Source organism: Pseudomonas multiresinivorans, from assembly GCF_012971725.1.
Classification (GTDB): Bacteria; Pseudomonadota; Gammaproteobacteria; order Pseudomonadales; family Pseudomonadaceae; genus Pseudomonas; species Pseudomonas multiresinivorans.
The window spans coordinates 3,236,364-3,259,619 of record NZ_CP048833.1 but is presented as its reverse complement, the minus strand read 5'-3'; the positions used below and the strand labels follow the sequence as shown (position 1 = coordinate 3,259,619).

General features: G+C 66.8%; 23 protein-coding genes and 1 pseudogene. 17 read left to right on the top strand and 7 right to left on the bottom strand.

The window, feature by feature from the left end; translation table 11 throughout:
* The first annotated feature begins 4 nt into the window (after positions 1–4).
* The 7 genes from G4G71_RS14860 (at position 5) to G4G71_RS14830 (ending at position 7,671) form a co-directional block, all read left to right on the top strand.
* Entirely contained in the window at positions 5–787 is a 783-nt protein-coding gene (locus G4G71_RS14860; RefSeq protein ID WP_169938723.1) for an SDR family oxidoreductase, read from the top strand.
* A gap of 279 nt (positions 788–1,066) precedes the next feature.
* Positions 1,067–1,972, top strand: coding sequence for a LysR family transcriptional regulator (locus G4G71_RS14855; RefSeq protein ID WP_169938720.1), 906 nt, complete (start codon positions 1,067–1,069; stop codon positions 1,970–1,972).
* Positions 1,973–2,073: 101 nt separating this feature from the next.
* A complete protein-coding gene (locus G4G71_RS14850) occupies positions 2,074–4,239 on the top strand; it encodes an FUSC family protein (RefSeq protein ID WP_169938718.1) in 2,166 nt (721 codons plus the stop codon).
* Positions 4,229–4,435, top strand: coding sequence for a DUF1656 domain-containing protein (locus G4G71_RS14845; RefSeq protein ID WP_037010560.1), 207 nt, complete (start codon positions 4,229–4,231; stop codon positions 4,433–4,435). Before G4G71_RS14850 ends, G4G71_RS14845 begins: the two co-directional genes overlap by 11 nt.
* The gene (locus tag G4G71_RS14840) at positions 4,436–5,395 is read left to right on the top strand and encodes an HlyD family secretion protein (protein WP_169938717.1); all 960 of its coding nucleotides are present in this window, start codon (positions 4,436–4,438) and stop codon (positions 5,393–5,395) included.
* A 136-nt stretch (positions 5,396–5,531) separates the two neighbouring features.
* Positions 5,532–6,149, top strand: coding sequence for a lipopolysaccharide core heptose(II)-phosphate phosphatase PmrG (gene pmrG / locus G4G71_RS14835; protein WP_169938716.1), 618 nt, complete (start codon positions 5,532–5,534; stop codon positions 6,147–6,149).
* A gap of 61 nt (positions 6,150–6,210) precedes the next feature.
* Positions 6,211–7,671, top strand: a complete 1,461-nt coding sequence (locus tag G4G71_RS14830) for a mechanosensitive ion channel domain-containing protein (protein ID WP_169938715.1) — start codon at positions 6,211–6,213, stop codon at positions 7,669–7,671.
* A 13-nt stretch (positions 7,672–7,684) separates the two neighbouring features.
* Here G4G71_RS14830 and G4G71_RS14825 read toward each other — a convergent pair whose 3' ends face one another.
* On the bottom strand, positions 7,685–8,038 hold the full coding sequence (locus tag G4G71_RS14825; protein ID WP_169938714.1) for an SH3 domain-containing protein: 354 nt from the start codon (positions 8,036–8,038) through the stop codon (positions 7,685–7,687).
* Between the two features lie 39 nt (positions 8,039–8,077).
* Positions 8,078–8,798, bottom strand: a pseudogene (locus tag G4G71_RS14820) (2OG-Fe(II) oxygenase).
* 180 nt (positions 8,799–8,978) lie between these two features.
* Here G4G71_RS14820 and G4G71_RS14815 point away from each other — a divergent pair.
* Positions 8,979–9,605 (top strand): class I SAM-dependent methyltransferase, encoded by a 627-nt coding sequence (locus G4G71_RS14815; RefSeq protein ID WP_169938713.1) that lies wholly within the window; start codon positions 8,979–8,981, stop codon positions 9,603–9,605.
* Positions 9,606–9,767: 162 nt separating this feature from the next.
* Here the strand turns inward: G4G71_RS14815 and G4G71_RS14810 are convergent, their stop codons facing one another.
* Both G4G71_RS14810 and G4G71_RS14805 read right to left on the bottom strand, forming a co-directional pair.
* Complete coding sequence (locus G4G71_RS14810; protein WP_169938712.1) at positions 9,768–10,796, bottom strand: ABC transporter substrate-binding protein; 1,029 nt, start codon at positions 10,794–10,796, stop codon at positions 9,768–9,770.
* An 82-nt stretch (positions 10,797–10,878) separates the two neighbouring features.
* Complete coding sequence (locus G4G71_RS14805; RefSeq protein WP_024764407.1) at positions 10,879–11,652, bottom strand: class II aldolase/adducin family protein; 774 nt, start codon at positions 11,650–11,652, stop codon at positions 10,879–10,881.
* A gap of 172 nt (positions 11,653–11,824) precedes the next feature.
* Between G4G71_RS14805 and G4G71_RS14800 the strand changes: the two genes are divergently transcribed.
* The 4 genes from G4G71_RS14800 to G4G71_RS14785 all read left to right on the top strand — a co-directional run bounded on the left by G4G71_RS14800 (position 11,825) and on the right by G4G71_RS14785 (position 15,303).
* Positions 11,825–13,213, top strand: a complete 1,389-nt coding sequence (locus G4G71_RS14800) for an aminotransferase-like domain-containing protein (RefSeq protein ID WP_169938711.1) — start codon at positions 11,825–11,827, stop codon at positions 13,211–13,213.
* Between the two features lie 77 nt (positions 13,214–13,290).
* Complete coding sequence (locus tag G4G71_RS14795; protein WP_169938710.1) at positions 13,291–14,091, top strand: RNA polymerase sigma factor; 801 nt, start codon at positions 13,291–13,293, stop codon at positions 14,089–14,091.
* Entirely contained in the window at positions 14,088–14,513 is a 426-nt protein-coding gene (locus G4G71_RS14790; protein ID WP_169938709.1) for a PaaI family thioesterase, read from the top strand. The genes G4G71_RS14795 and G4G71_RS14790 overlap by 4 nt, the downstream gene beginning before the upstream one ends.
* 88 nt (positions 14,514–14,601) lie before the next feature.
* Positions 14,602–15,303, top strand: coding sequence for a YebC/PmpR family DNA-binding transcriptional regulator (locus tag G4G71_RS14785; protein ID WP_169938708.1), 702 nt, complete (start codon positions 14,602–14,604; stop codon positions 15,301–15,303).
* A 134-nt stretch (positions 15,304–15,437) separates the two neighbouring features.
* Here the strand turns inward: G4G71_RS14785 and G4G71_RS14780 are convergent, their stop codons facing one another.
* Positions 15,438–16,337 carry a LysR family transcriptional regulator gene (locus tag G4G71_RS14780; RefSeq protein WP_169938707.1) on the bottom strand — a complete coding sequence of 300 codons (900 nt, stop codon included), beginning with the start codon at positions 16,335–16,337 and terminating at the stop codon, positions 15,438–15,440.
* Positions 16,338–16,457: 120 nt separating this feature from the next.
* Here G4G71_RS14780 and G4G71_RS14775 point away from each other — a divergent pair, with 120 nt between their 5' ends.
* From G4G71_RS14775 to G4G71_RS14760, 4 genes are all read left to right on the top strand, one after another.
* Positions 16,458–17,966, top strand: a complete 1,509-nt coding sequence (locus G4G71_RS14775) for a CoA-acylating methylmalonate-semialdehyde dehydrogenase (protein WP_169938706.1) — start codon at positions 16,458–16,460, stop codon at positions 17,964–17,966.
* Positions 17,967–18,116: 150 nt separating this feature from the next.
* Positions 18,117–18,992, top strand: coding sequence for a 3-hydroxyisobutyrate dehydrogenase (mmsB, locus tag G4G71_RS14770; RefSeq protein WP_169938705.1), 876 nt, complete (start codon positions 18,117–18,119; stop codon positions 18,990–18,992).
* A gap of 170 nt (positions 18,993–19,162) precedes the next feature.
* Positions 19,163–20,080 carry a bestrophin family protein gene (locus tag G4G71_RS14765; RefSeq protein WP_169938704.1) on the top strand — a complete coding sequence of 306 codons (918 nt, stop codon included), beginning with the start codon at positions 19,163–19,165 and terminating at the stop codon, positions 20,078–20,080.
* A gap of 21 nt (positions 20,081–20,101) precedes the next feature.
* Positions 20,102–20,668, top strand: a complete 567-nt coding sequence (locus G4G71_RS14760; RefSeq protein ID WP_169887184.1) for a flavin reductase family protein — start codon at positions 20,102–20,104, stop codon at positions 20,666–20,668.
* Here the strand turns inward: G4G71_RS14760 and G4G71_RS14755 are convergent.
* Both G4G71_RS14755 and G4G71_RS14750 read right to left on the bottom strand, forming a co-directional pair.
* Entirely contained in the window at positions 20,655–22,040 is a 1,386-nt protein-coding gene (locus G4G71_RS14755; protein WP_169938703.1) for a CoA transferase, read from the bottom strand. The genes G4G71_RS14760 and G4G71_RS14755 overlap by 14 nt on opposite strands.
* A 224-nt stretch (positions 22,041–22,264) precedes the next feature.
* Positions 22,265–22,645: a hypothetical protein gene (locus tag G4G71_RS14750; RefSeq protein WP_169938702.1), complete on the bottom strand. Its 381-nt coding sequence runs from the start codon at positions 22,643–22,645 to the stop codon at positions 22,265–22,267.
* A gap of 222 nt (positions 22,646–22,867) precedes the next feature.
* On the opposite strand from G4G71_RS14750, the gene G4G71_RS14745 reads away from it, so the two are divergent.
* Positions 22,868–23,182 carry a hypothetical protein gene (locus G4G71_RS14745; protein ID WP_054909464.1) on the top strand — a complete coding sequence of 105 codons (315 nt, stop codon included), beginning with the start codon at positions 22,868–22,870 and terminating at the stop codon, positions 23,180–23,182.
* Positions 23,183–23,256 lie beyond the last annotated feature (74 nt).

Sequence of the window (23,256 nt, the reverse complement as noted above, 5' to 3'; positions counted from 1 at the left end):
CAACATGGATCTGGGCATCAAGGGCCGCTGGGCCGTGGTCTGCGCCGCCAGCAAGGGGCTGGGCAAGGGTTGCGCCGGGGCGCTGGCCCGCGAGGGCGTGAACCTGGCGATCAACGCCCGCGACGTCGACACCCTCGCCGCCACCGCCGCCGAGTTGCGCCAGCTGGGCGTGAAAGTGCGCGAAGTGGCCGGCGACATCAGCCAGCCGGAGGTGCGTGCCGCGCTGCTCGCCGCCTGCCCGCAGGTGGACATCCTGGTGAACAATGCCGGCGGCCCGCCACCCGGCGATTTCCGCGACTGGGAGCGCGAAGACTGGCTGCGCGCCCTGGAGCTGAACATGCTCACGCCCATCGAGCTGATCAAGGCCACGGTGGACGGCATGGCCGAGCGTGGTTTCGGCCGCATCGTCAACATCACTTCCGGCTCGGTGAAAGCGCCAATCGCCACTCTCGGGCTGTCCAATGGCGCGCGCAGCGGCCTGACCGGCTTCATCGCCGGCCTGGCGCGCCAACCGCAGGTGGCGGGCAGGAACGTGACCATCAACGGCCTGCTGCCCGGCTCCTTCGATACCGATCGCCTGCGCAGCGGCTTCCAGCGCGCCGCCCAGCTGAGCGGGCGCGACGAAGATGAGCTGGTGGAGGCCGGCAAGCAGGAAATCCCCGCCGGGCGCTTCGGCAGCGCGGAAGAGTTCGGCCAGTTCTGCGCCTTCCTGTGCAGCGCACAGGCCGGCTACCTGACCGGGCAGAACCTGTTGCTGGATGGCGGCGCTTATCCGGGGACGTACTGACGCTAACCTCACCCTGGCGCGATATCCCGTAGGAGCGGACTCCGTCCGCGATTGGCTGGCCGTGCTCCGTGATTGAACGGAGTGGCGATGAGTCGATCGCGGACAGAGTCCGCTCCTACGACAACCGAAGCACCGAAGTCAGCCTGTAGGAGCGAGCTTGCTCGCGAACCAACCTTCGCTGCGATGCGGTTCGCGAGCAAGCTCGCTCCTACAGAAAAGCGACCCCCACCTGGACCAAACCTCTAGAATCCACCCCGCCGCTCCCGAACAGGCCCACCGATGAAAGCCCATTCCGACGAACTCAAGACCTTCGCCACGGTGATCGACTGCGGCTCCATCACGGCCGCCGCCGAGCAACTGGGGCTGACGCCCTCGGCCGTGAGCCGGGCGTTGTCGAAGCTGGAGGAAAAGCTCGGTACCACCCTGCTCAACCGCACCACGCGGCGGATGAAGCTGACCGAGGAAGGCGAGTTCTTCCTGGAGAACGCCCGGCACATCCTCGAACAGATGGATGCCCTGGAGGAACGCCTCGCCCTGCGCCAGCAATCCCCGGCCGGACGCCTGCGGATCAACGCCGCCTCGCCCTTCATGCTGCATGCCGTGGTGCCGCATATCGGCGCGTTCCGCGAGCGCTACCCGGACATCGAGCTGCAGCTCAACACCAACGACCTCAACATCGACCTGCTGGAGCAGAGCACCGACATCGCCATCCGCATCGGCCACCTCGCCGACTCCAGCCTGCACGCCCGCCCGCTGGGCAGCAGCCGGTTGAGCCTGCTGGCGGCGCCGCAATACCTGGAGTGCCACGGAACGCCGTGCAACCTGGAAGAGCTGCTCGGCCACTCGCTGCTGGGCTTCACCCAGCCCGAAGCACTGAACATCTGGCCGATCCGTCACGCTGGTGGCGATACCCTGACCGTCAATCCGTCACTGTCCGCCTCCAGCGGCGAGACCCTGCGCCAACTGGCCATCGGCGGCCAGGGCATCGCCTGCCTCGCCAGCTTCATGACCTGCGACGACATCCGCGCCGGGCGGCTGGTACGTGTGCTGCCGGAAATGACCAGCGAACGCCGCCAGCCAATCCATGCGGTGTACTACCGCAACTCGCAGCTGGCGTTGCGCATCCAGTGCTTCCTCGACTTCATCCAGGAGCGCCTGGCGCAGTCCCTGCACGCCACCGGCTGACCTAAGAAATTTCCCACAGCCGGAAAACCTCGACCACACTGAACAGGGTTCGCGACGCACCGCATCGACGGGCGTCCTCCCGCCAAGATCGAGGGCCCGGCATGTCACCCATGCTGCTGTATCTGCGCGCCATCATCCATCCCGGCCGCGACACCCTGCTGTTCGCCCTGCGCACCGTAGTCGCGGGTCTGCTGACGCTGTACCTGGCGTTCCTGCTCGACCTCGACCAGCCCAAGTGGGCGACCATGACGGTCGTCATCATCAGCACCCCGCTGGCCGGCATGACGCTGCAGAAGAGCTTCGCCCAGGTGATCGGCACCACCATCGGCGCCATGGTCGCCGTGGCGATCATGGCGCTGTTCCCCCAGGCGCCCCTGCCCTTCATCGTCACCCTGGCGCTGTGGCTGGCGATCTGCACGGCCGGCGGCACGCTGATGCGCTTCACGCACTCCCACGCCTTCGTTCTCAGCGGCTTCACCGCCGTGATAGTCGCCCTGCTGGCCCAGCCGGCGCCCGAATCCACCTATACCCTGGCCATCACCCGCGTCACCGAGACTTTGCTGGGCGTAGCCTGCGTGACGCTGGTCAGCCTGTTCTTCGCGCGCCCGCAGAGCGTGGCGCGCGGCTACTTCGCCAAGGTCGACCAGCTGATCCGCCTGATCGCTGTGCACGCCGCTGCGGTCATCCGTGGCGAAGAGCTGGAGGAGGACTTCCAGCAACGCCAGAAGCAACTGCTGGGCGAGATCGCGGCCCTGGAGATGCTGCGCCGCCACCTCTACTTCGACGCCCCGCGCCTGCGCGGCGCCGATGAACTGGTGCAGCAGCTGGCCAACCAGCTGGTGCTGATGACGTCGCGACTGGCCATCCTGCGGCGCCAGCGCAAACTGATCGAGGCGCGCCTGACCGGCCCGCTGCCGGAATCCGTGCGGCGGCTACGCGAGGATGAGCTGGCCTGCCTTGCCGAACTGGCCGAATTCGGCCGCGACCTGCCCAGCACCACCCGCAAACGCATCACCCAGCTGCGCCAGCGCTTCGACGCCGCCGCACGGCAGGCCGAGGAACTCGCCGACGGCCTGCCCACGTCGCTGCGCTCCCTGGCCTGGGCCCTGCGCTTCGAGCAGGCACGGCTGATGCAACAGCTGGACGAGATGATCGAACTGAGCGAAGCGATCCAGGAGGGCCGCCCCGGCAGCAGTTCCTACCCGCAAAGCCAGGCCCACGCGCTGCACCTGGACTTCCACCTGGCGGCGATGAACGCCACCCGCGCTTTCGTCGCGCTGTGCTGCGCCGGCTGGATCTGGGTGGAAACCGCCTGGGACGGCGCGCGCGCCGGGATGATCCTGATCGGCATCCTCTGCTCCCTGCTGGCCACCTTCCCGCGCCCGCTCATGGCCAGCCTGGCCTACATGCGCGGGCTGGCAATGGCGCTGGTAGCGGCGGCGTTGCTGCAATTCCTGCTGCTGCCCAGCGTCGGCGACTTCGAGATGCTCGCACTGTTCCTCACGCCGCTGCTGTACGTGATCGCGGTGGGCCTGGCCAATCCGCAGACCGCCGGGATCGGCATCGGCCTGGGGCTGTCGACCTTCCTGCTGGTGGGCCCGCAGAACCAGGGCGCGTGGATCAACACGTCGCTGCAATGGTTCGAGTTCGCCGGCGGCTATGTCAGCGCCGGCGTGCTGGCGCTGCTGGTGTATGCCTGGGTGTTCCCCTTCGACGCCGACGCCCGGCTGCGCCGCCAGTCGCGGCGGACCCGCGCCGAGGTGCGCTCGGTGCTGCTGTCCAAACCCAGCGAGGCGCGCCGGTTCCTGTTCGAGAGCCGCATGGTGGACCGCCTGGCGATCATGCTCGGGCTGCTGCCGGCGGCGCGCGACAGCCAGTCCGGCGAGCGCTTCCAGTGCAGCCTGGCGAGCATGACCCTGGGCGTGGTGCTGCACCAGCTGCGCCGCGAAAGCCTCAACCCCGGTGGCCTACCGCAAGCCCTGCGCGAGCGCCTGTCACTGCTGCTGGATGAGCTCGCCGCCTGCCTCGACCAGCCACCCGCCGCCCCGCTGCACCGGGTGCTGCCGGCCATGCGCGAGCTGGGCAACGAACTGGACGAGCTGCAGAGCCACGGCAGCTACCCCAGTGGCGACGCCATGCGCCCGGTGTTCGTCAGCGGCGTGGCGCTGCTGGTGGCCGCCGACCTGCTGGAGCGCTTCCGCGACCTTTACGGCGAATCCACCGCCTTCCACGACGACCATGGGGAACCCGCGCTGCATGCCCGTTGATATCGAACTGGGCGGGGTCTACCTGCCACCGCTGGCCCAGGCCCTGCTGCTGGCCTTGCCGATCTTCCTGCTGCTGGACTGGAGCCTGCGCCGACTCGGCGTACTGCGCCTGGTCTGGCACGAGGCGCTGTTCGAAGGAGCGCTCTACGCCTGCCTCTGTGCAGGCCTGATCCTGCTCATGGGAGCGCTGCACTGAATGGCCGGCCTGCGCAAAGCCCTGCCGCCACTGATCACCCTGGCCGTCGTGGCGCTCGCCCTGGTCCTCGGCTTCTTCGCCTGGACCTACTACACCCGTGCGCCCTGGACTCGCGACGCCCGGGTGCGTGCCGACGTGGTGACAGTCTCGGCGGACGTCACCGGGCGCATCGTCGAGTTGCGGGTGAAAGACAACCAGCACGTCAGCAAGGGCGAGCTGCTGCTGATCATCGATCCGGCGCGCTACGAGCTGGCGGTGTTGCATGCCGATCGCGCGGTGGAAGTCGCTCGCGCCGCGCTCGGCCAGTCCCAGGCAGCCATCGCCGCCAACCAGGCACTGCTGCGCCAGCGGCAGAGCGAGGAAGTCCGCCGCAAGGAGCTGAAGGCGCGCTCGGCGATCTCCAACGAGGAATGGGAGAAGGCCCATACCGATGTCACCGTGGCCGAGGCGCAGCTGCTGCGCGAACAGGCCAACCTGGGCCTGGCGCAGGCCAACGTGGCGCTGGCCGAAGCCGCGCAGAAACAGGCCCGCCTGGACCTGGAACGCACTCAGGTGGTGGCGCCGGTGAACGGCTATGTGACCAACCTGCTGACCCGCGCAGGCGACTACGCCACCGCCGGCCATTCACTGGTGGCGCTGGTGGACAGCGATTCCTTTTATGTCGGCGGCTATTTCGAGGAGACCAAGCTGCCGCGAATCCGCGAGGGCGACGCGGTGAACGTGCAACTGATGAGCGGCGAGCGCTTCGACGGCCGCGTCGAAAGCATCGCCTTCGCCATCACCGACCGCGAGAACGCCCCTGGCGCGCGACTGCTGGCGAACATCAATCCGAGCTACACCTGGGTCAAACTGGCCCAGCGCATCCCCGTGCGCATCGCCATCGACCCGGACTACAAGGGCCGCGACCGCCTGCGCGCCGGTACCACCGCCACCGTCAGCGTGGTCGAGGGCGAACGCTGACGGCCAAGCTTCCGATGGGCAGGCGGAACTTTCATCACCGCCTCGTCATCAACCCATCGCGTGATTGTCACCCGCCGGGTGCAGCATGCACCCAGCTTCCCGCATCCCGCGCGGCAGCCACCGCCGAGGATCGCCCTTGCCCCGCCTTCGCCTTCTGGCCGTTTCCCTGCTGACCTGCACCACCCTCGCCCTGGTGGCCTGGCGCTCACTGCCCTCGCCACTGGAGGACGTGCCCGGCAGCAGCCTGTTCGCACAGAACTGGGCCCGTGGCGGAGTCGTCCTGCTGGTGCGCCACATGGAGCGCTGCGACCGTTCCAGCGCCGAGTGCCTGGGCGCCGCCGACGGCATCACCGCGCGTGCCGCCGCCCTGGCCCGGAGCATGGGCGAGAGCATCGCCCGCCTGGGCCTGACCGCCACCGACATCTACAGCAGCCCGGCCAACCGCACCATGCAGACCGCCGACCTGATGTTCGACCGCGACGTGGCGCGCCAGGACTGGCTGCTCACCTGCAAGGACGGCGACCTCGCCGCGCAGATCCGCGAACACAAGGCCGCGCATCGCAACCTGGTGCTGGTCACCCACAGCGAATGCTTCGACCTGCTGCGCGAGAACCTCAAGGTGCGCGAGACCGACACGCCCGAGTACGGCAGCGCGCTGGTGCTGTTCGACGAGGCCCAGCCGCGGTTGCGCATCGCCGGCGAAGTCGAGACCGATGAATGGCTGAAGCTGGTGAACCCGCACAACCCGAGCTGAGGCCGCTGCCAGAAAGCGCTTTCTGTGCCATCTTCTTGCGATCGCTCCAAGGAGAGGCTCGATGCCCGCCCTGCTCACTAGCCACCCACTGTTCGCCGCTCCCTTCCTGCTGCTGATCGACCTGCTGCTCTGGCGGCTGGTCGGTCCGGCCCATCCGCATTGGCGCCTGGCCGTGCGGCTGGTCGGCTTCCTGCTGTTCAGCCTGCTGCTGTTCAACGCCGGGATGAACCCGCTGCGCGCCGCGCCCTGGGCGGACGACCTGCCCAGCCACATGGTCGCCACCGCCGTGCAAATCATCTGGTGGCTGTTCTCCGCGCGCTGCCTGACGGTCGTGCTGGGCTTCCTGCTGGTGCAGCGCATCGGCCATGGCGGGCGGCTGCTGCAGGACGTGGTCGGCGCGCTGATCTTCCTGGTCGCCATCATCGCTGCCGCCGGCTATGTACTGGAGCTACCGGTGAAAGGCCTGCTGGCAACTTCCGGGGTGGTCGCCATCGTCCTCGGCCTCGCGCTGCAGAGCACCCTGAGCGATGTGTTCTCCGGCATCGTGCTGAACACCACCAAGCCGTACCAGCTGGACGACTGGATCTCCATCGACGGCATCGAGGGCAAGGTCACCGAGATCGACTGGCGCTCCACCTACCTGCAGACCTCCCAGGGCACGCTGGCCGTGGTGCCAAACTCCCTCGCCGCCAGGGCCAAGGTGCTCAACCTGAGCCGTCCGGCGAACCTGTATGGCGTCAGCGTGAGCCTGACGGTCAGCCCGCATATTCGCCCGCGCAAGGTGATCGAGGCGCTGGAGCACGCCCTCGGCGGCTGCCGCGCCCTGCTGGCCAACCCAGCGCCGGCAGTAAGCGTGCGCAAGTCGGCGCCCGATGGCGTGGAGTACGAGATGAGCGGCTTCGTCGCCGCCATGGGCGAGAAGCGCGAGGTACGCAACCAGCTGTTCGACCTTGCCTACCGCCACCTGCAGGCCGCCGGCATCAACCTGCTGGCCGAAGCCGACGCACCGATGCGCGAAAGCGCCTCGCGGGCGCGGGCGTTGCTGGTGCGCTCGGGGCTGTTCGATGCGCTGCGGGACGAGGAGCGTGACGAACTGGCGAACCGCATGCAGCGCCGGCCCTTCAAACGCGGTGAAGTGCTGCTGGCGCCGGGGGATGTCAGCGACCGCCTGCTGATCATCGACTCGGGCGTCGTCAGCGTCACCCTGCCCCAGGACGCCCAGAGCATCGAGGCCGGACGCATGGGGCCGGGCGAAGTCTTCGGCGAAGCCGGCGTGCTCACCGGCTCCGGCTGGCAGGCGCAATTCACCGCCATCAGCGACGGCGCTGCCTATTACATCGACAAGGAAACCCTGGCGCCCTGCATGGAAGCGCGCCAGGAGATCGCCGAGGCCATGGGCCGACTGCTGGACTTCCGGCAGAAGGCCAGCGCCGCATTGCTGGTCGAACAACCCACGGTGGTACAGCAGCGCGGGCTGATGGCCTGGCTCAGGCAGCACGCCGGGCGCCGCTACAAGGCCTGACCCCGTTACCGGGTCAGGCGCTGACCTCCTGCAGGCAATCCAGCGGCACCCAGCCGGCCTCGCCGCCGGAGCGGATGCACCAGAGCCAGCCACCCAGCTCGCGGCCGCCTTCGAGCCGCTCGCCGACCTCCACGTCGAGTTCGCGGGCGGTGTAATCCTCCATCGCCACCCCGGCGCCCGGCGCGGTCATGTTGAAGACCTGCGCCGGCACCCAGCCCTCGCGCTGCCCCGGCGTGGAGCAGAAGTACCAGTCCTCCCAGCCCTCGGCGCCTTCGTAGCGTTCGCCGACGAACAACGGCGCGCCCTTGGCGAAGGTGATGGGCGCGGGGTATTCGCTGCGATGGCGTTGAATCACTTCGTAGTGCATGTCTTTCTCCCGGCTCCCTGGACCGATCCATGCTACTCCTCACAGCGCATCGTGGAAGATCACCCCCGAGGGTGAAGCGCTCGCCGGTATGCAGGCGGCTGACGCCATGGCGCAGGTTGACCCGGTGGTAGCCGCGCACGCCCTGTACCGGCCGCTGGGCCACGGCGAACACCACGGCATCGCCTTGCCTGAGCGGCACCACCGCCACCCGCGACTGCATGCGCGGCCGCTGCTCGGTGAGGACGAACTCGCCGCCCTCGAACTCCTCGCCCGGTTGCGACAGCAGGATCGCCACCTGCAGCGGGAAGGCCAGCTCCCCGTACAGGTCCTGGTGCAGGCAGTTGTAATCGCCGGAGCGATAGCGCAGCAGCAAGGGCGTCGGCCGCCGCTGCCCGGCGGCATGGCATTGAGCGAGGAAGTCGGCGTGCTCCGGCGGGTAATGGATGCCGCTACCCATGCGCTCGTGCCAGGAGTTGGCGATGGCGCACAGTGGCGGATAGAAGGCTTCGCGCAACGCCTGCAGCAGGGCCGGCAAGGGATAGGCAAAGTAACGGTACTCACCGAGGCCGAAGTTGTGCCGGGCCATGATCACCCGGCTGCGAAACGGCGCGTCCTGCTCGTAAAGCGCGCGCAGGGCTTCGCATTGCGCCTTGTCGAGCAGGCCTGGGATCAACGCGTGACCGTCGGCGTCGAGCTGCGCGGCGAGTTTGGGCCAGGGGAGGCTGGCAAGTTGATCGATGGGGCTGCAGCGCTGGGGCATGTCGGTGATCCGTGAAGGCAATGCCTCAGTTTAGGGCCGCGCCTGAATGCACCGCGCCCCGAGGCCGACTTTCAAATTGTGTGCGCAGGAGGCGGGCCGATCCGGGCGCCTTTGGACCCGTATTCGTGCAGGGGCATTGCCGCTGTAGAATCAGATATCTCGTCCTGACCGATCACCGCCATGAACCCCGAAGACCCGATCCTGCGCGATATCACCCGCGTGACCCTGCAGCATTACCAGGAGCGCGCCGAAGCGTTTCGCGAAGGTACCTGGGACCACGATGTCACCCAGAACATCGCCGCGCTGCTGCGGCACATCCAGGGCGATGCGCCCTTCGCCCTGCTCGACTTCGGCTGCGGCCCGGGGCGCGACCTGTGTGCGCTGAAGCGTCTGGGGCATGAACCCGTCGGCCTGGACGGCTGCGCCGACTTCGTCGCCATGGCCCGCGAAGCCAGCGGCTGCGAGGTCTGGCAGCAGGACTTCCTGGCTCTCGACCTGCCCGCCGGGCGCTTCGATGGCATCTATGCCAATGCCAGCCTGTTCCACGTCCCGCGCAATGAACTGCCACGCGTGCTCGGCCAGTTGCAGGCGGCGCTGAAGCCGGGTGGCGTGTTGTTCAGCTCCAATCCGCGCGGGGAGAACCAGGAGGGCTGGAATGGCGGGCGCTATGGCTCTTACCACGATCTGCAGAACTGGACGCGCTTGCTGGAAGCCGCGGGTTTCCGCGAGTTGGAACACTACTACCGCCCCGCCGGCCTGCCTCGCGAGCAGCAGCCCTGGCTGGCGAGCGTCTGGCGCAAGGCTTGACGGCTACAACGGCAGGAAGCGATTCGCGAGCAAGCTCGCTCCTACAGGCAAATGTCGGTGCGACCTTGTAGGAACGAGCTTGCTCGCGAACCCGACTGACGTCAGGCCGAATACCAGACGTTCCCCTCCGCGGCGCGGGCAGTATTACCCGCGCCGCTGCGGTCAGCCCTTCGCCGCCCAGGCGTTGAAGCGCTGTTCCAGGTCCTCGCCGTGGTCGACCCAGAACTCGAAGTTCACCGGGACCGCCTGCTCCAGGTTTTCCGGAGCAGTATTCAGGCGTTCGAGCAGCTTCGGATCCAGGAGCTTGGTCGTTCCCAGGTTCACCGAGCCGTAGCCCAGCTTCACGGTATGGATCTTCTGCTGCTCAGGTTGGAGCGAGAAGGCGATGAAGTCCTCGGCGGCCTTCTTGTTCGGACTGCCCTTGGGGATCGCCCAGGAATCGATGGCGAGGAGGCTGCCGTTCCATACCACTTTCATCGGCGCGCCCTCTTCCTGGGCGGCGAAGGCGCGGCCGTTGTAGGCGGTGCTCATGGCCACGTCGCCGCTGGCGATGAACTGCATCGGCTGCGCGCCGGACTCCCACCACTGGATCGACGGCTTGATCTCATCGAGCTTCTTGAACGCGCGGTCCACGCCCTCTTTCGTCGCCAGCTCCTTGTACAGGTCTTCCTTCTTCACGCCGTCGGCCAGCAGGGCGATCTCCAGGGTGTACTTGGCGCCCTTGCGCAGCGAGCGTTTGCCGGGGAATTTCTTGGTATCCCAGAAGTCCGTCCAGCCGGTGGGGCCGTTGGCGAAGCGCTTGCCGTCGTAGACCATGGCCATCGACCAGACCAGCAGGCCGGCGCCGCAGTCGGAGATGGTGCCGGGCACGTAGTCCTCGGCCTTGCCGAGAATCGCCGGGTCGAGCTGTTCGAACAGGCCGTCTTCGCAGCCACGCAGCAGCTCCGGGCCTTCCACCTGGACGACGTCCCAGTTGACGCTGCCGGTGTCGACCATCGCCTTGATCTTGCCCATTTCGCCGTTGTACTCGCCGGCGATCACCTTCATGCCTTCCTTCTTCTCGAAGGGTTTGTAGAAGGCTTCGGTCTGTACATCCTTGCTGGTGCCGCCGAAGGAGATCACGGTCAGGTCAGCAGCCATGGCGCCGGACGCCACGCCCATGAGCAGGGCTCCCAGAATCGGGTTCTTCATTTCCACCTCTTGGCTTTGTTGTTGGCAGATTGCTTAAGCACGCAGGCGCCCGGCCTCTGCGGACCGGGGCACGATAACAGGGTCAGGTGCGGTAGACCGCCTCACCGTCCTCGATCAGGCGCAGCGCCGACTCCCAGGCCAGCAGGTGCAGGCCGTCGACCAGCGCCTCCTCTTCCTGCACGGCAACGCGCTCGCATACCGCGGGCGCCGGGTAGCGCAACTGGCGACCGCCAGCCAGGGCCTGGACCTGCGCCTGGCAGGCGCGTTCGAGGAAGTAGATCTGGTTGAAGGCTTCGGCGATGCAACGCCCGGTGGCCAGCAGGCCGTGATTGCGCAGGATCATCACCATGTGGCTGCCCAGGTCGTTGACCAGGCGCGAGCGCTCGTCCGGGTCCAGGGCGATGCCTTCGTAGTCGTGGTAGCCCAGGCGGTTATAGAACTTCAGCGCGTGCTGGCTGATCGGCAGCAGGCCGTCTTCCTGGGCGGATACCGCGATGCCGGCGGCGGTGTGGGTGTGGATCACGCAAGCCACGTCTTCGCGAGCAGCGTGCACCGCAGAATGGATGTTGAAGCCGGCACGATTGACGCTTTTCGGACCAAAGCGTGGGTCGATGACGTCGCCCGCATGGTCGACCTTCACCAGGTCGGAGGCGCGCATTTCATGGAACAGCACGCCGTAGCGGTTGATCAGGTAGTGGCCCGGCTCGCCCGGCACCCGCGCGGAGATGTGGGTGTCGATGTGGTCGGTCCAGCGGAAGTGCGCGATCAGGCGATACAGCGCGGCGAGGTCGCAGCGGGCCTGCCACTCTTCGGCGGAAATACTCGACGGATCGATGTTGTAAGCTGTGTCACGCATGACGGGTGGTCCTTGTTGTTCTGTCAGGCTGTGCGGCGTATTGCCGCCGTCTGGGACCGAGTGTGCTGGGCGCGCCCCGCCCGCACCATGCACAGGCACCCTGCAGAATTTGCAGTGCTGTTATGGTCCATCGACCTGTACAGATCCTTCCTCACAAGAATCGGACCTTCGGATGCTGTTGCTCGACCCCACCTCGGACATTCCCCTGGTCACCCAGATCGTCGACGGCATCGCCCAGGCCATCGACGAGCAGCGCCTGCGCGCAGGCGCCAAGCTGCCATCGATCCGCAAGTTCGCCCAGGCCAATGGCGTCAGCCACTTCACCGTGGTGGAGGCCTACGACCGGCTGGTGGCGCGCGGCTGCCTGAACGCGGTGCCCAATGCCGGCTTCTACGTGCGCGGCCCGGCGGTCGAGGACAGCGCCAGCGCCGAGGCACCGACGGAATTCGACTTCGACGCGCACTTGCTGCTGCACAAGGTCTTCCAGCCGCTGGGCATGGAGATTCGCCCCGGCGTCGGTCTGCTGCCGGAACACTGGCTGGATGGCGAAGGCCTGCAGCGCGGGCTGCGCAGCCTGGCGCGGGAAGAACCGACCCAGTTCGGCAACTATGGTCACAGCAAGGGAAACCTGAAGCTGCGCGGCAAGCTCGCCGACCGCATGGGCGACGCCGGCGTCGCCGCCAGCCCCGAACAGATCCTGCTGACCGCTGGCGCCAGCCAGGCGCTGGACCTCACCGTGCGCTACCTGGTGCAGCGCGGCGACCCGGTGCTGGTGGACGAACCCGGCTACCACAACCTGTTCCTCAACCTGCGCCTGCAAGGTGCGCAACTGCTCGGAGTGCCGCGCAGCGCCGACGGGCTGGACCTCGACCGCCTGGAGCAACTGGCCCGCGAGCACCGGCCCAAGGTCTATTTCACCCAGGCGCGCCTGCAGAGCCCCACCGGCGGCAGCCTGTCCCTGGCCGCCGCGCACCGACTGCTGCAACTGGCGGAAAAGTACGATTTCCTCATCGTCGAGAACGATATCTACGCCGACCTCGACCCGGCCGGCCAGATGCTGCTGGCCAACCTCGACCAGCTGGCGCGGGTGATCTACATCGGCAGCCTGTCGAAAGTCATTGCACCCGCACTGCGCACCGGTTTCATCGCCGCCCACCCGGAGCTGATCGAAGAGCTGGTGCCGCTGAAGATGGTCAGCGGCCTGACCAGCTCGGAACTCACCGAGACCCTGGCCCTGGACATCCTCCTGCAAGGCCGCCACCGCAAGCACGTACGGCAGTTGCGCGACCAGCTTGGCGAAGCCCACGACAGCGTGGCGCGGCGTCTGGAAGCGGCCGGCCTGGAAATCTTCCACGAGCCCCGCGCCGGGTTGTTCCTCTGGGCCCGGCACCGCGCGGTGGACGACGCCACCCTGCTCGCCAGCCGCGCCAAGGAGGCGAAGATTCTGCTGTTCCCCGGCCAGCTGTTCATGCCCGATGGCCGCAGCGTGCCGTGGATGCGCTTCAACGTGGCGCATTCCCTGGACGAGCGGCTGTACGCTTTTCTTTCCCAGCAGGGCTGAGGGCGGTCACAAAACTCGCGCACGCCGAGTCCAAGGAAGAAGAGCCGGAATTTCCCCGGCCACGTCAGGAGGACACCGTGAAATTCCCAGCCATCGAACCCGAGCAACTGCAATGTGCCCAGCGGGGCGAACCCGCTGCCCTCGACGCGCTGCTGCTGGCCTTGCAGGCGCCGGTCTACAACCTCGCCCTGCGCATGCTCGGCCGCCGCGAAGACGCCCAGGACGCCAGCCAGGAAATCCTCCTGCGCATCACCACGCACCTCGCCAGCTTTCGTGGCGACAGCCAGTTCTCCACCTGGGCCTTCCGCATCGCCAGCAATGCGCTGCTGACCGCGCGCACCAAGGTCCGCGAGACGCCCACCGTGTCGCTGGAAGCCCTGGCGGAGAAGCTCGACCTAGGCCTGCGTCTGGCCGAGGCCAACGAGCGCCCGCTGGAACCGGCGGACAAGCTGGCCGCCGAACGCATCGCGCTGGCCTGCACCCAGGGCATGCTGATGTGCCTGGAGCGTGAACAGCGCCTGGCCTACGTGCTGGATATCGCCTTCGGCCTGGATTCGGAAACCGCCGCCGCCGTGCTGGAGGTCGAACCGGCGACCTACCGCAAGCGCCTGTCGCGGGCGCGCCAGCGGCTGGATGACTTCATGCAGCAGCATTGCGGGCTGGTGAATCCCCAGGCGCCCTGCTCCTGCGAGCGCCAGGCGCTGGCCCTGCCGGCCGGCGTGAACGACACCCGCAAGGCCGAAAGCGAACTGCTTGCCCTCACCCGCCTGGCCGACGCCGCGGCGGTGTTCCGCGCGCACCCCGACTACCAGGTGCCGCAACGGGTGATCGAAACCGTGCGCGCCGTGCTGCAACAGCACACCGGAGGCTGGCAATGAACGCTTTCGCCGATCTGGGCTATCCCGAGGGTTTCCAGCCGCTGCAACGACGCAACCCGCTGCTCGACCTGCTCGGTCCCTTCCTGGTGCGTGGCGAAGGCGATTCGCTGGAGCTGGGCCTGCTGCTGGACGAGCGCCACACCAACAGCCGCGGCGGCGTGCATGGCGGCATTCTCGCTACCCTGGCGGACATCGGCATGGGCTACGCCATGGCCTTCTCCAGCCAGCCGCCGCAACCGCTGGTCACCGCCAGCCTGACCCTGGATTACGTTTCCAGCGCCCAGGTCGGCGACTGGCTGAGCATCCGCCTGCTGCACAGCCGGCGCGGCCGGCAGATGGCTTTTGCCAACGCGCTGCTGTCGGTGGGAGACAAGGTGGTGGCCCAGGCCAGTGCGGTCTTCGCGGTGCCGGCGCCGCGCTGAGCTGCCGGATATCGCCGCAAATATCGCCAGAGTCCGCGCGAGGCCTTAGACTTGCCGCCCATCAGCAACCGCCAGCAAGAGATCGACTATGGGCGCCCAGTGGAAAGCCAAACATAAAGAAGTCGCCGCCAACGCCAAGGGCCGCGTGTTCGGCAAACTGTCGAAGGAAATCATGATCGCCGCGCGCAATGGCGCCGACCCGGACATGAACCCGAAACTGCGCCTGGTCGTCGAACAGGCGAAGAAGGCCTCGATGCCCCGCGACACCCTGGAGCGCGCGATCAAGAAGGGCGCCGGCCTGCTGGACGGCGCCGCCACCTTCGAGCGCGTGGTCTACGAAGGCTTCGCGCCGCACCGCGTGCCGGTGATCGTCGAGTGCCTGACCGACAACGTGAACCGCACCATCGCCGAAATCCGCGTGCTGTTCCGCAAGGGCCAGTTGGGCGCTTCCGGCTCGGTATCCTGGGACTTCGATTACCTGGGCCTGGTCGAGGCCACCCCGGCCAGCACTGACGCCGACCCGGAACTGGCCGCCATCGAAGCCGGTGCCCAGGACTTCGAGCCGGGCGAGGAAGACGGCGACACCCTGTTCCTCACCGACTCCACCGATCTGGACGCCGTCTGCCGCGCCCTGCCCGAGCATGGCTTCACCGTCGCCTCGGCCAAACTCGGCTACAAGGCGAAAAACCCGGTCAGCCTGTCCGGCGCGGAACTGGAGGAAGTCGAAGCCTTCCTCGACGCCCTGGACGGCAACGACGACGTGCAGAACCTTTACGTCGGCCTGGCGTAACGCAGAACGGGCGGCCCATTGGCCGCCCGTTTTCTTTGAGGGGCACACGAACTGTAGGAGCGAGCTTGCTCGCGAATCCGCCTCATACCTGTATGTGCAGGTGAAATGTGTTCGGGTTCGCGAGCAGCTCGCTTCTACCTGTGTCCTCGCCCCATCAACACTTCCTGGCTGCTCTCGGCCTTCTCCCGCAGGAAATCCCAGGTCGTGCGCATCCGCGCGATGTCCTTGAGCTCCGTGGGCATCAGCATCCAGAACGTCCGCACGAACTCGATCTCGCCAGCCAGCACTGGCTGCAGCGACGGGTCTTCGCTCGCTGCAAATGCCGGCAGGATCGCCAAACCCGCGCCCTCCGCCACCGCCCGCTGCTGGGCGAGGATGCTGGTGCAGCGCAGCGCCATGTGCAGCGGCCGGCCGATCTCGTCGAGGTATTGCAGCTCCTTGCTGTACAGCAGGTCGTCAACATAGCCCACCAGCGCGTGCTCGCGCAGGTCGTCGCGCGTGCGGATCGGTCCGCGTTCGGCGAGGTAGGCCTTCGAGGCATAGAGCCGCAATACGTAGTCGGTCAACCGGGTGATCAGGTAAGGGCCGCGCCCGGGCCGCTCCAGGGTGATGACGATATCCGCCTCGTGGCGCGACAGCTGCAGCGCGCGCGGCACGGCCAGCAAGTCGACACCCAGATGCGGGTGGCGCTGGTTCAGCTCTACCAGCTGCGAGGTCAGCAACGTCGAGCCGTAGCCCTCGGTAGCGCCGATACGCACCTTGCCGGAGAGATTGTCCTCGGTGCCGGCCAGGCGTTTCTCGATCACCTTGCAGGCGCTTTCCATTGCCTCGGCCTGGGGCAACAGACCATGCCCGGCTTCGGTCAGCCGATAGCCGGCGGGCTCGCGCACCAGCAATTGCGCGCCGATGCTTTTTTCCAGCGCCTGCAGGCGGCGGGCAACGGTGGTGTGGTCCACGCCCAGGCGCCGCGCGGCGACGGTGAGTTTGCCGGCACGAGAGAGTTCGAGGAAAAACCGCAGATTGTCCCAGTCCATGTGCCGCCAATTGTGCAAATTTGCAGACCATACTTGCACATCACCTCATTGAGCACATCAAAAATGCACTGTTAGGATCGGACCACACAAGAACAAAGCCTTCAGGCTGGGAGAACCACGATGACTGCACCTGCCGTCCCGACCGTCAAACTCTTCCTCGATGGCAAGCCCGTCGAGTCCACCACCTCCGAATGGCGCGACGTGATCAACCCCGCCACCCAGGAAGTCCTCGCCCGTGTGCCCTTCGCCACGCCCGAGGAAGTCGAGCGCGCGGTGGCCAGCGCCAAGGCTGCGTTCAAGACCTGGAAGAAGACCCCCATCGGCGCCCGCGCGCGCATCTTCCTCAAGTACCAGCAACTGATCCGCGAGAACATGAAGGAGCTGGCGGCCATCCTCACCGCCGAACAGGGCAAGACCCTGCCCGACGCCGAAGGCGACGTGTTCCGCGGTCTGGAGGTGGTCGAGCACGCCTCGGCCATCGGCAACCTGCAACTGGGCGAACTGGCCAATAACGTGGCCGGTGGCGTAGACACCTTCACGATCCTGCAGCCCATCGGCGTGTGCGCCGGCATCACCCCCTTCAACTTCCCGGCGATGATCCCGCTGTGGATGTTCCCGATGGCCATTGCCACCGGCAACACCTTCGTCCTCAAGCCCTCCGAACAGGACCCGATGGTGACCATGCGCCTGGTCGAATTGGCCCATGAGGCCGGCGTGCCGCCGGGCGTGCTCAATGTCATCCATGGCGGCCCGGACGTGGTGAACGCCATCTGCGATCACCCGGACATCAAGGCCGTTTCCTTCGTCGGTTCGACCCGTGTCGGCACCCACGTCTACAACCGCGCCTCGCTGGCCGGCAAGCGCGTGCAGTGCATGATGGGCGCGAAGAACCACGCCGTGGTGCTGCCCGACGCCAATAAGGAACAAACGCTGAACGCCATTGCCGGCGCAGCCTTCGGCGCCGCCGGGCAACGCTGCATGGCAGTCTCGGTGGCAATCCTGGTGGGCGAAGCCAACGAGTGGATTCCCGACCTGGTGGCCAAGGCCAGGACCCTGAAAGTGAGTGGCGGCACCGAGGCCAACACCGACGTCGGCCCGCTGGTTTCCTGCGCGGCGCTGGACCGCGTCAGCGGCCTGATCGAGCGCGGCACCCAGGAAGGCGCCACGCTGGAACTGGACGGCCGCAATCCGCAAGTAGCCGGCTACGGCAAGGGCAACTTCGTCGGCCCGACCGTGTTTTCCGGCGTTACCCCGCAGATGACCATCTACCGCGAGGAAATCTTCGGCCCGGTGCTTTGCGTAGTCTCGGTCAAGACCTTCGACGAGGCCATCGAGCTGATCAACGCCAACCCCAACGGCAACGGCACCGCTCTGTTCACCCGCTCCGGCGCTGCCGCACGGCACTTCAAGGAGGAAATCGACGTCGGCCAGGTGGGCATCAACGTGCCGATCCCGGTGCCGGTACCGCTGTTCTCCTTCACCGGCTCGCGCGGCTCCAAGCTCGGCGACCTCGGCCCGTACGGCAAGCAGGTGGTGCAGTTCTACACCCAGACCAAGACCGTCACCGAGCGCTGGTTCGATGAAAACGAGGTCGGCGGTGCGGTGAACACCACCATCAACCTCAAGTGATCACTTAGAAAAGCCTGCCCGCCCGCCTGCCCCGAGCCGACCCGGACTTCAGCATGGATGCTGGTCCGGATTCGGCACCACGCGGGCGGGCACCCTTTCCGGCGCTCCGACCACGGAGCGCTTCCAGTACAAGAAGAAGAGGAAATCCCCATGCGCATCGGTTTCATCGGACTCGGCAACATGGGCGGCCCCATGGCTGCCAACCTGCTCAAGGCCGGTTTCGACCTGAGCGTCTTCGATCTTTCCGCCAAGGCCGTGGAGGCCGCCGTAGCTTCGGGCGCACGCGCACACAGCTCGCCGGCCGAAGTGGCGCGCGACGACGTCGAGGTGATCATCACCATGCTGCCCGCCGCCGCCCATGTGAAGCAGGTGTTCCTCGGCGACGATGGCCTGCTGGCCAACGTGCAATCCGGCGTGTTGCTCATCGATTCGTCCACCATCGACCCGCTGAACGCCCGCGAGGTCTCCGCCGCCGCCCTCGCCCACGGCAACCCCATGCTCGATGCACCGGTTTCCGGCGGTACGGCTGGCGCCGCGGCCGGCACCCTGACCTTCATGGTCGGCGGCGACCAGGCCGACTTCGAGCGCGCCCGCCCGGTGCTGGCCGCCATGGGCAAGAACATCGTGCACTGCGGTGGCGCCGGCAACGGCCAGGTGGCCAAGGTGGCGAACAACCTGCTGCTGGGTATCTCCATGATCGGCGTGGCGGAAGCCATGTCCCTGGGCGTGAAGCTGGGCATGGACGCCGAAGTGCTGGCCGGCATCATCAACACCTCCAGCGGCCGCTGCTGGGCCTCGGAGATCAACAACCCGCTCACCGGCGCTCCAGCCGCACGCGGCTACAGCGGCGGCTTCGGCACCGACCTGATGCTCAAGGACCTGGGCCTGGCCAGCGAGGCCGCGCGACAGATTCGCCAGCCGGTGCTGCTTGGCGCGTTAGCCCAGCAGCTGTTCCAGACCTTCAGCAACCAGGGCAACGGCCAGCTGGACTTCTCGGCGATCGTGAAGCTGTACGAACAGGGCTAGGTACGCCAGGACGTTCCGCTTTTCTGTAGGAGCGAGCTTGCTCGCGAATCTCTTCGGTACATGGCCGGTTCGCGAGCAAGCTCGCTCCTACAAAGGTCCCACTCCGCGACACGTCGCCCGAGCCTTCATCTCGGCTATCATGCGCGCTCCGCCCCACCGGATGCCGCCGCATGATCCTCCGCCCGCAAACCCCGACTCTCTGGGTCCTGCTGTTCTCGCTCAAGGGTTCGATCATCCCGGCCATCTGGCGCAAGGTGCTCTACACGGTGCTGCTGAGCTCCCTGGTGGTGGCCACCCACGGCACGCTCTACCACTACAAGGTGATCATCACCTCTACGCCATTCACCCTCTGGGGGCTGACGCTGGCGATCTTCCTCGGCTTTCGCAACAACGTCGCCTACCAGCGCTTCTGGGAGGCGCGCACGCTCTGGGGCGAGCTGCTGATCGTGACGCGCAACCTGGCGCGGCAGACCCGTTCGCTGCTGCCCGACCTCGATGCCGATAGCCGCCGCCAGCTGTGCAAGCCGCTGATCGCCTTCGGCTACACCCTGCGCGACCAGTTGCGCGGCACCGAGCAAGGCGACGACGTGAAACGTGTGCTGGGTGACGACGCCGCGGCATTCGCTCATCGCCGCAATCCGGCAAACGCGCTGCTGGCAGACCTTGGCCAGCGCTTCGCCGACCAGGGCCGCGCGGCGGGCGCAAGCGACATCACCCTGGCAGCCATCGACCAGCAGATGACCCGCCTGTCGTACGTGCTGGGCGGCTGCGAGCGGATCAGCAACACGCCGATTCCCTACCCCTACATCCTGATGCTGCACCGCATCGTGCACGTCTACTGCTTCCTGCTGCCCTTCTGCCTGGTGGACAGCATCGGCTGGTTCACCCCGCTGGCCGTCTGCGTGCTGGCCTACACCTTCTTCGGTCTGGATGCCCTGGGCGACCAGATCGCCGACCCGTTCGATACCCAACCCAACGACCTGCCGCTGGACGCCATGAGCCGCAACCTGGAAATCACCGTGCTGGAAATCCTCGGTGAAAACGACCTGCCGGAACCGCTGAAACCGGTGGATGGCCTGCTGCTCTGAGCCAGCCCTGAGGACCCGAGAATGAGTCACCTGAAAGACGTACCGCTGAACAAGGCCTACCTGCTGCTCAACCACGGCCCGAGCACCATCGTCACCTGCGAGCACCAGGGCACGGCCAACGTCATGGCCGCCGCCTGGGTCATGCCGCTGGACTTCGACCCGCCCAAGCTGATGCTGGTGCTCGACCGCAACACCTGGTCACGTCATCTGGTGGAAGGCTCCGGCGCTTTCGTCATCCAGCTGCCGACGCGCCAGCAGGCCGAGCTGACCCTGGCGGTAGGGTCGAGCAACGGCGGCGAGGGCAACAAGTTCGAGCAACTGGACATTGGTGTTTCGCGTGCGAAGCAGGTCGACGCACCGGTGGTCGACGGCTGCGTCGCCTATCTGGAATGCAAGGTGATCAGCGAGCCGCACAACCAGGAGAAATACGACCTGTTCATCGCCGAGGTGGTCGCCGCCTACGCCGATGAGCGCGCCTTCTCCAACGGTCGCTGGCATTTCCCCAGCGACGAGTTGCGCACCATCCATTACCAGGCTGGCGGCGCCTTCTTCGCCACCGGCGAGGCGTTCCAGGTCAGCCGGGGCTGACCGGCTGCCAGACGGCCGGCACCCAGCCCAGCTCGGAGGCCGGCAACTCCCAGAAGAGCGGCGAACCGGCGACCTGCAACGGCGGGCGCAGGCGGCGCGCATGGCCCCACGGAGTGGCTTCGATACCCGGCGCCAGATCGGCCGCGGTTTCCGCACCCAGCTCCGCCTGGTTCGGCGGCGCAACACCCGCCTCCAGCAGGAACTGCGCTGTCCGCGCCAGCGACAGCCTCCAACGGCTACCCCGGCCGCTGCGCCGGCGCTCGGCCAACCCACGTAAAGCGGCGGCAGCAATCAGGTAACCGGTCGCGTGATCGAGCGCCTGAACGGGCAACGGTACGGGCTTTTCCTCGCCACGCCACACGCGCCCTGCTTCGGCGATGCCACTGCTCATCTGCACCAGGCTGTCGAAGCCACGTCTTTCACTCCAGGGGCCGGACCAGCCATAGGCATTCAGGCTGACGTCCACCAGCCCCGGTGCGATGGTGCGGCGCACGTCGGCGCCGAAACCCAGGCGCTCCAGGGCATCGGCCCGATAGCCGTGGACCAGAACGTCGGCGCTGCCGAGCAGGTCCTGGAAACGCTCCCGACCTGCCGGCTGGCGCAGGTCCAGCCGCGCGCAATGCTTGCCCAGGGTGACTTCCGGCACCACGCCGGGCTCATCCCAGTCCGGCGGGTCGATGCGCAGTACCTCGGCACCGAAGCCGGCAAGGAATCGGGTGGCGACCGGGCCGGCCAGTACACGGGTCAGATCCAGCACCCGCAGGCCGGCCAGCGGGCGTTCGCGGTCGATCTCGATGTCCAGGGATGGCCCGGACACCAGTTGGATATCGCGCAACACGAGAGGCTCGCGAGCCACGGCGATGCCTTGCGGGTGCTGTTTCCAGGCATCCCACGAGCGCATCTCGGCCGCGCAGCCGCCCTCCCTGACGATCGCCAGCTCCAGCTCGCCCGCCTCCCAACCGGCCACGGCGCTGGCGACCTGATCGCGCTGATTCTCGGCGCCGAGGACTCGAAGTGCGGCGGCGCGGTGGTGCGGAGCATTGGTGTGCAGGCGGATCCAGCCGTCACGTGTGCGGTAGTTACCGGCGATCGCATCCCAGAGGTCGGGCACTGTCCAGCCCTGAGGCCGCAAGGAGGTGGAGAACCAGAAGGAAGCCAAACGGCGGTCCACGACCATGGAGGTCGCCGCGCCACCTTCCGGCTCCAGCCACTCGCCCAGTGCCAGTCCGGCGCTGGCTATGCTGGCGGCGGCCAGTTCGGTGACGAAGAATGCCGAAGGCAGGGAGCCTTCGCTGCGAGAGGCCAGGTGACTCAGGCGTTCGGCCTGGCCACCGAGGGCTGTCCAAAGTCGTTCCGCAAGAACCCGCTGCATCTCTATCTCCGCCTTTCCGTGGAGCTTCACCTTAGCCGCAGAGCGTCTGGCGGGCGAGCCGACCTTGATCGACAGGCAATAAAAAGCCCGCAATCAAGCGGGCTTTTCGATGGGGAGCTAATCCCTTAGCTGGTTTTCATCCTCTGCCCCTGGGTGTGAAAAAAACGTGAAGAGAGGGCCAGCCGAAACATTTTGTCGGAGATCGGATTTCTCGGGGCTGATGCTCAGCTCGAATAGTCCAGCGCAGTCCAGACGCGGCTGAGTCCGTCGCTGATCTGGCAACCCGACAGGTCGTCCGCGTCGCCCTGCGAGGACAGCCGCACGGTGGAGTCGCCCTCGCCCTGGGTCAGCCATTGCAGGCGACCGCAGTTGGGCGTGTCGATCACGTAGCTGGCAGCGATCGCCGAGCGCTCCTTCGGCAGACGGATGGCATCGCGTACCGTGCCTCGCTCCTCGACGCGCTTGCCGTCGGCCACCAGAACGGCCCAGGCCTCCTTGCCCTCGATGATGAGGTAGGCGCCATTGGCGCGCGGGACATCCGCCTGGGGTTGGGCACAACCCGCGAGCATCGCCACACCGGCACAAAGCATCAGTTTCTGCAGCATCGCCATCGCTCCTGTTCGTCGAGCAATGCCCGCCAGGCCACTGGCGACGGGCACTTCAAGGTTTCTGTCAGACCGCGAGAGGGATATTAGGAGAAAATACTGTTCATGCATACAGTATTTTGCGAAAATTTTTTAAACCTCGACGAAAGGCCATAGTCCATTGGCTACGTCGATCACCTCGAATCACAGGGTATGGGCCTGAAACCCATTGAGGAGCAAGCGATGGTCAGTATCCATCAGCTGAAGTACACGGTGAACCACATGGCCATCGAGGAAGTCAGCGAAGCCGTGGCGGAACTGCTGTTGGAGGGGTTGGTCACAGAGGGCAAGACGCCCTTCAGCCGCACCCACTTCAACGTGTGCTTCGCGGAAATCGAGGCCCTGATGCAGCGCGCCGGCTATCACCGCCCGCTGGATGTGGTGGGCTACCAGGGCCAGGCCTACGCCATGTTCGACCCCAGCCGCTGGGACGCCGTGGAGGTGCTGCGCTGGCTGAAGGAGTACGTCGAGGAATCGAAGGCGCTCAGCACCGCCTGAGTGCGCAGGTTTTTTCGCAGGTCGCGGTTGCGGGAGCAGCGACTTGCGAAGGCCTATCAGGCGCACTAATGTCC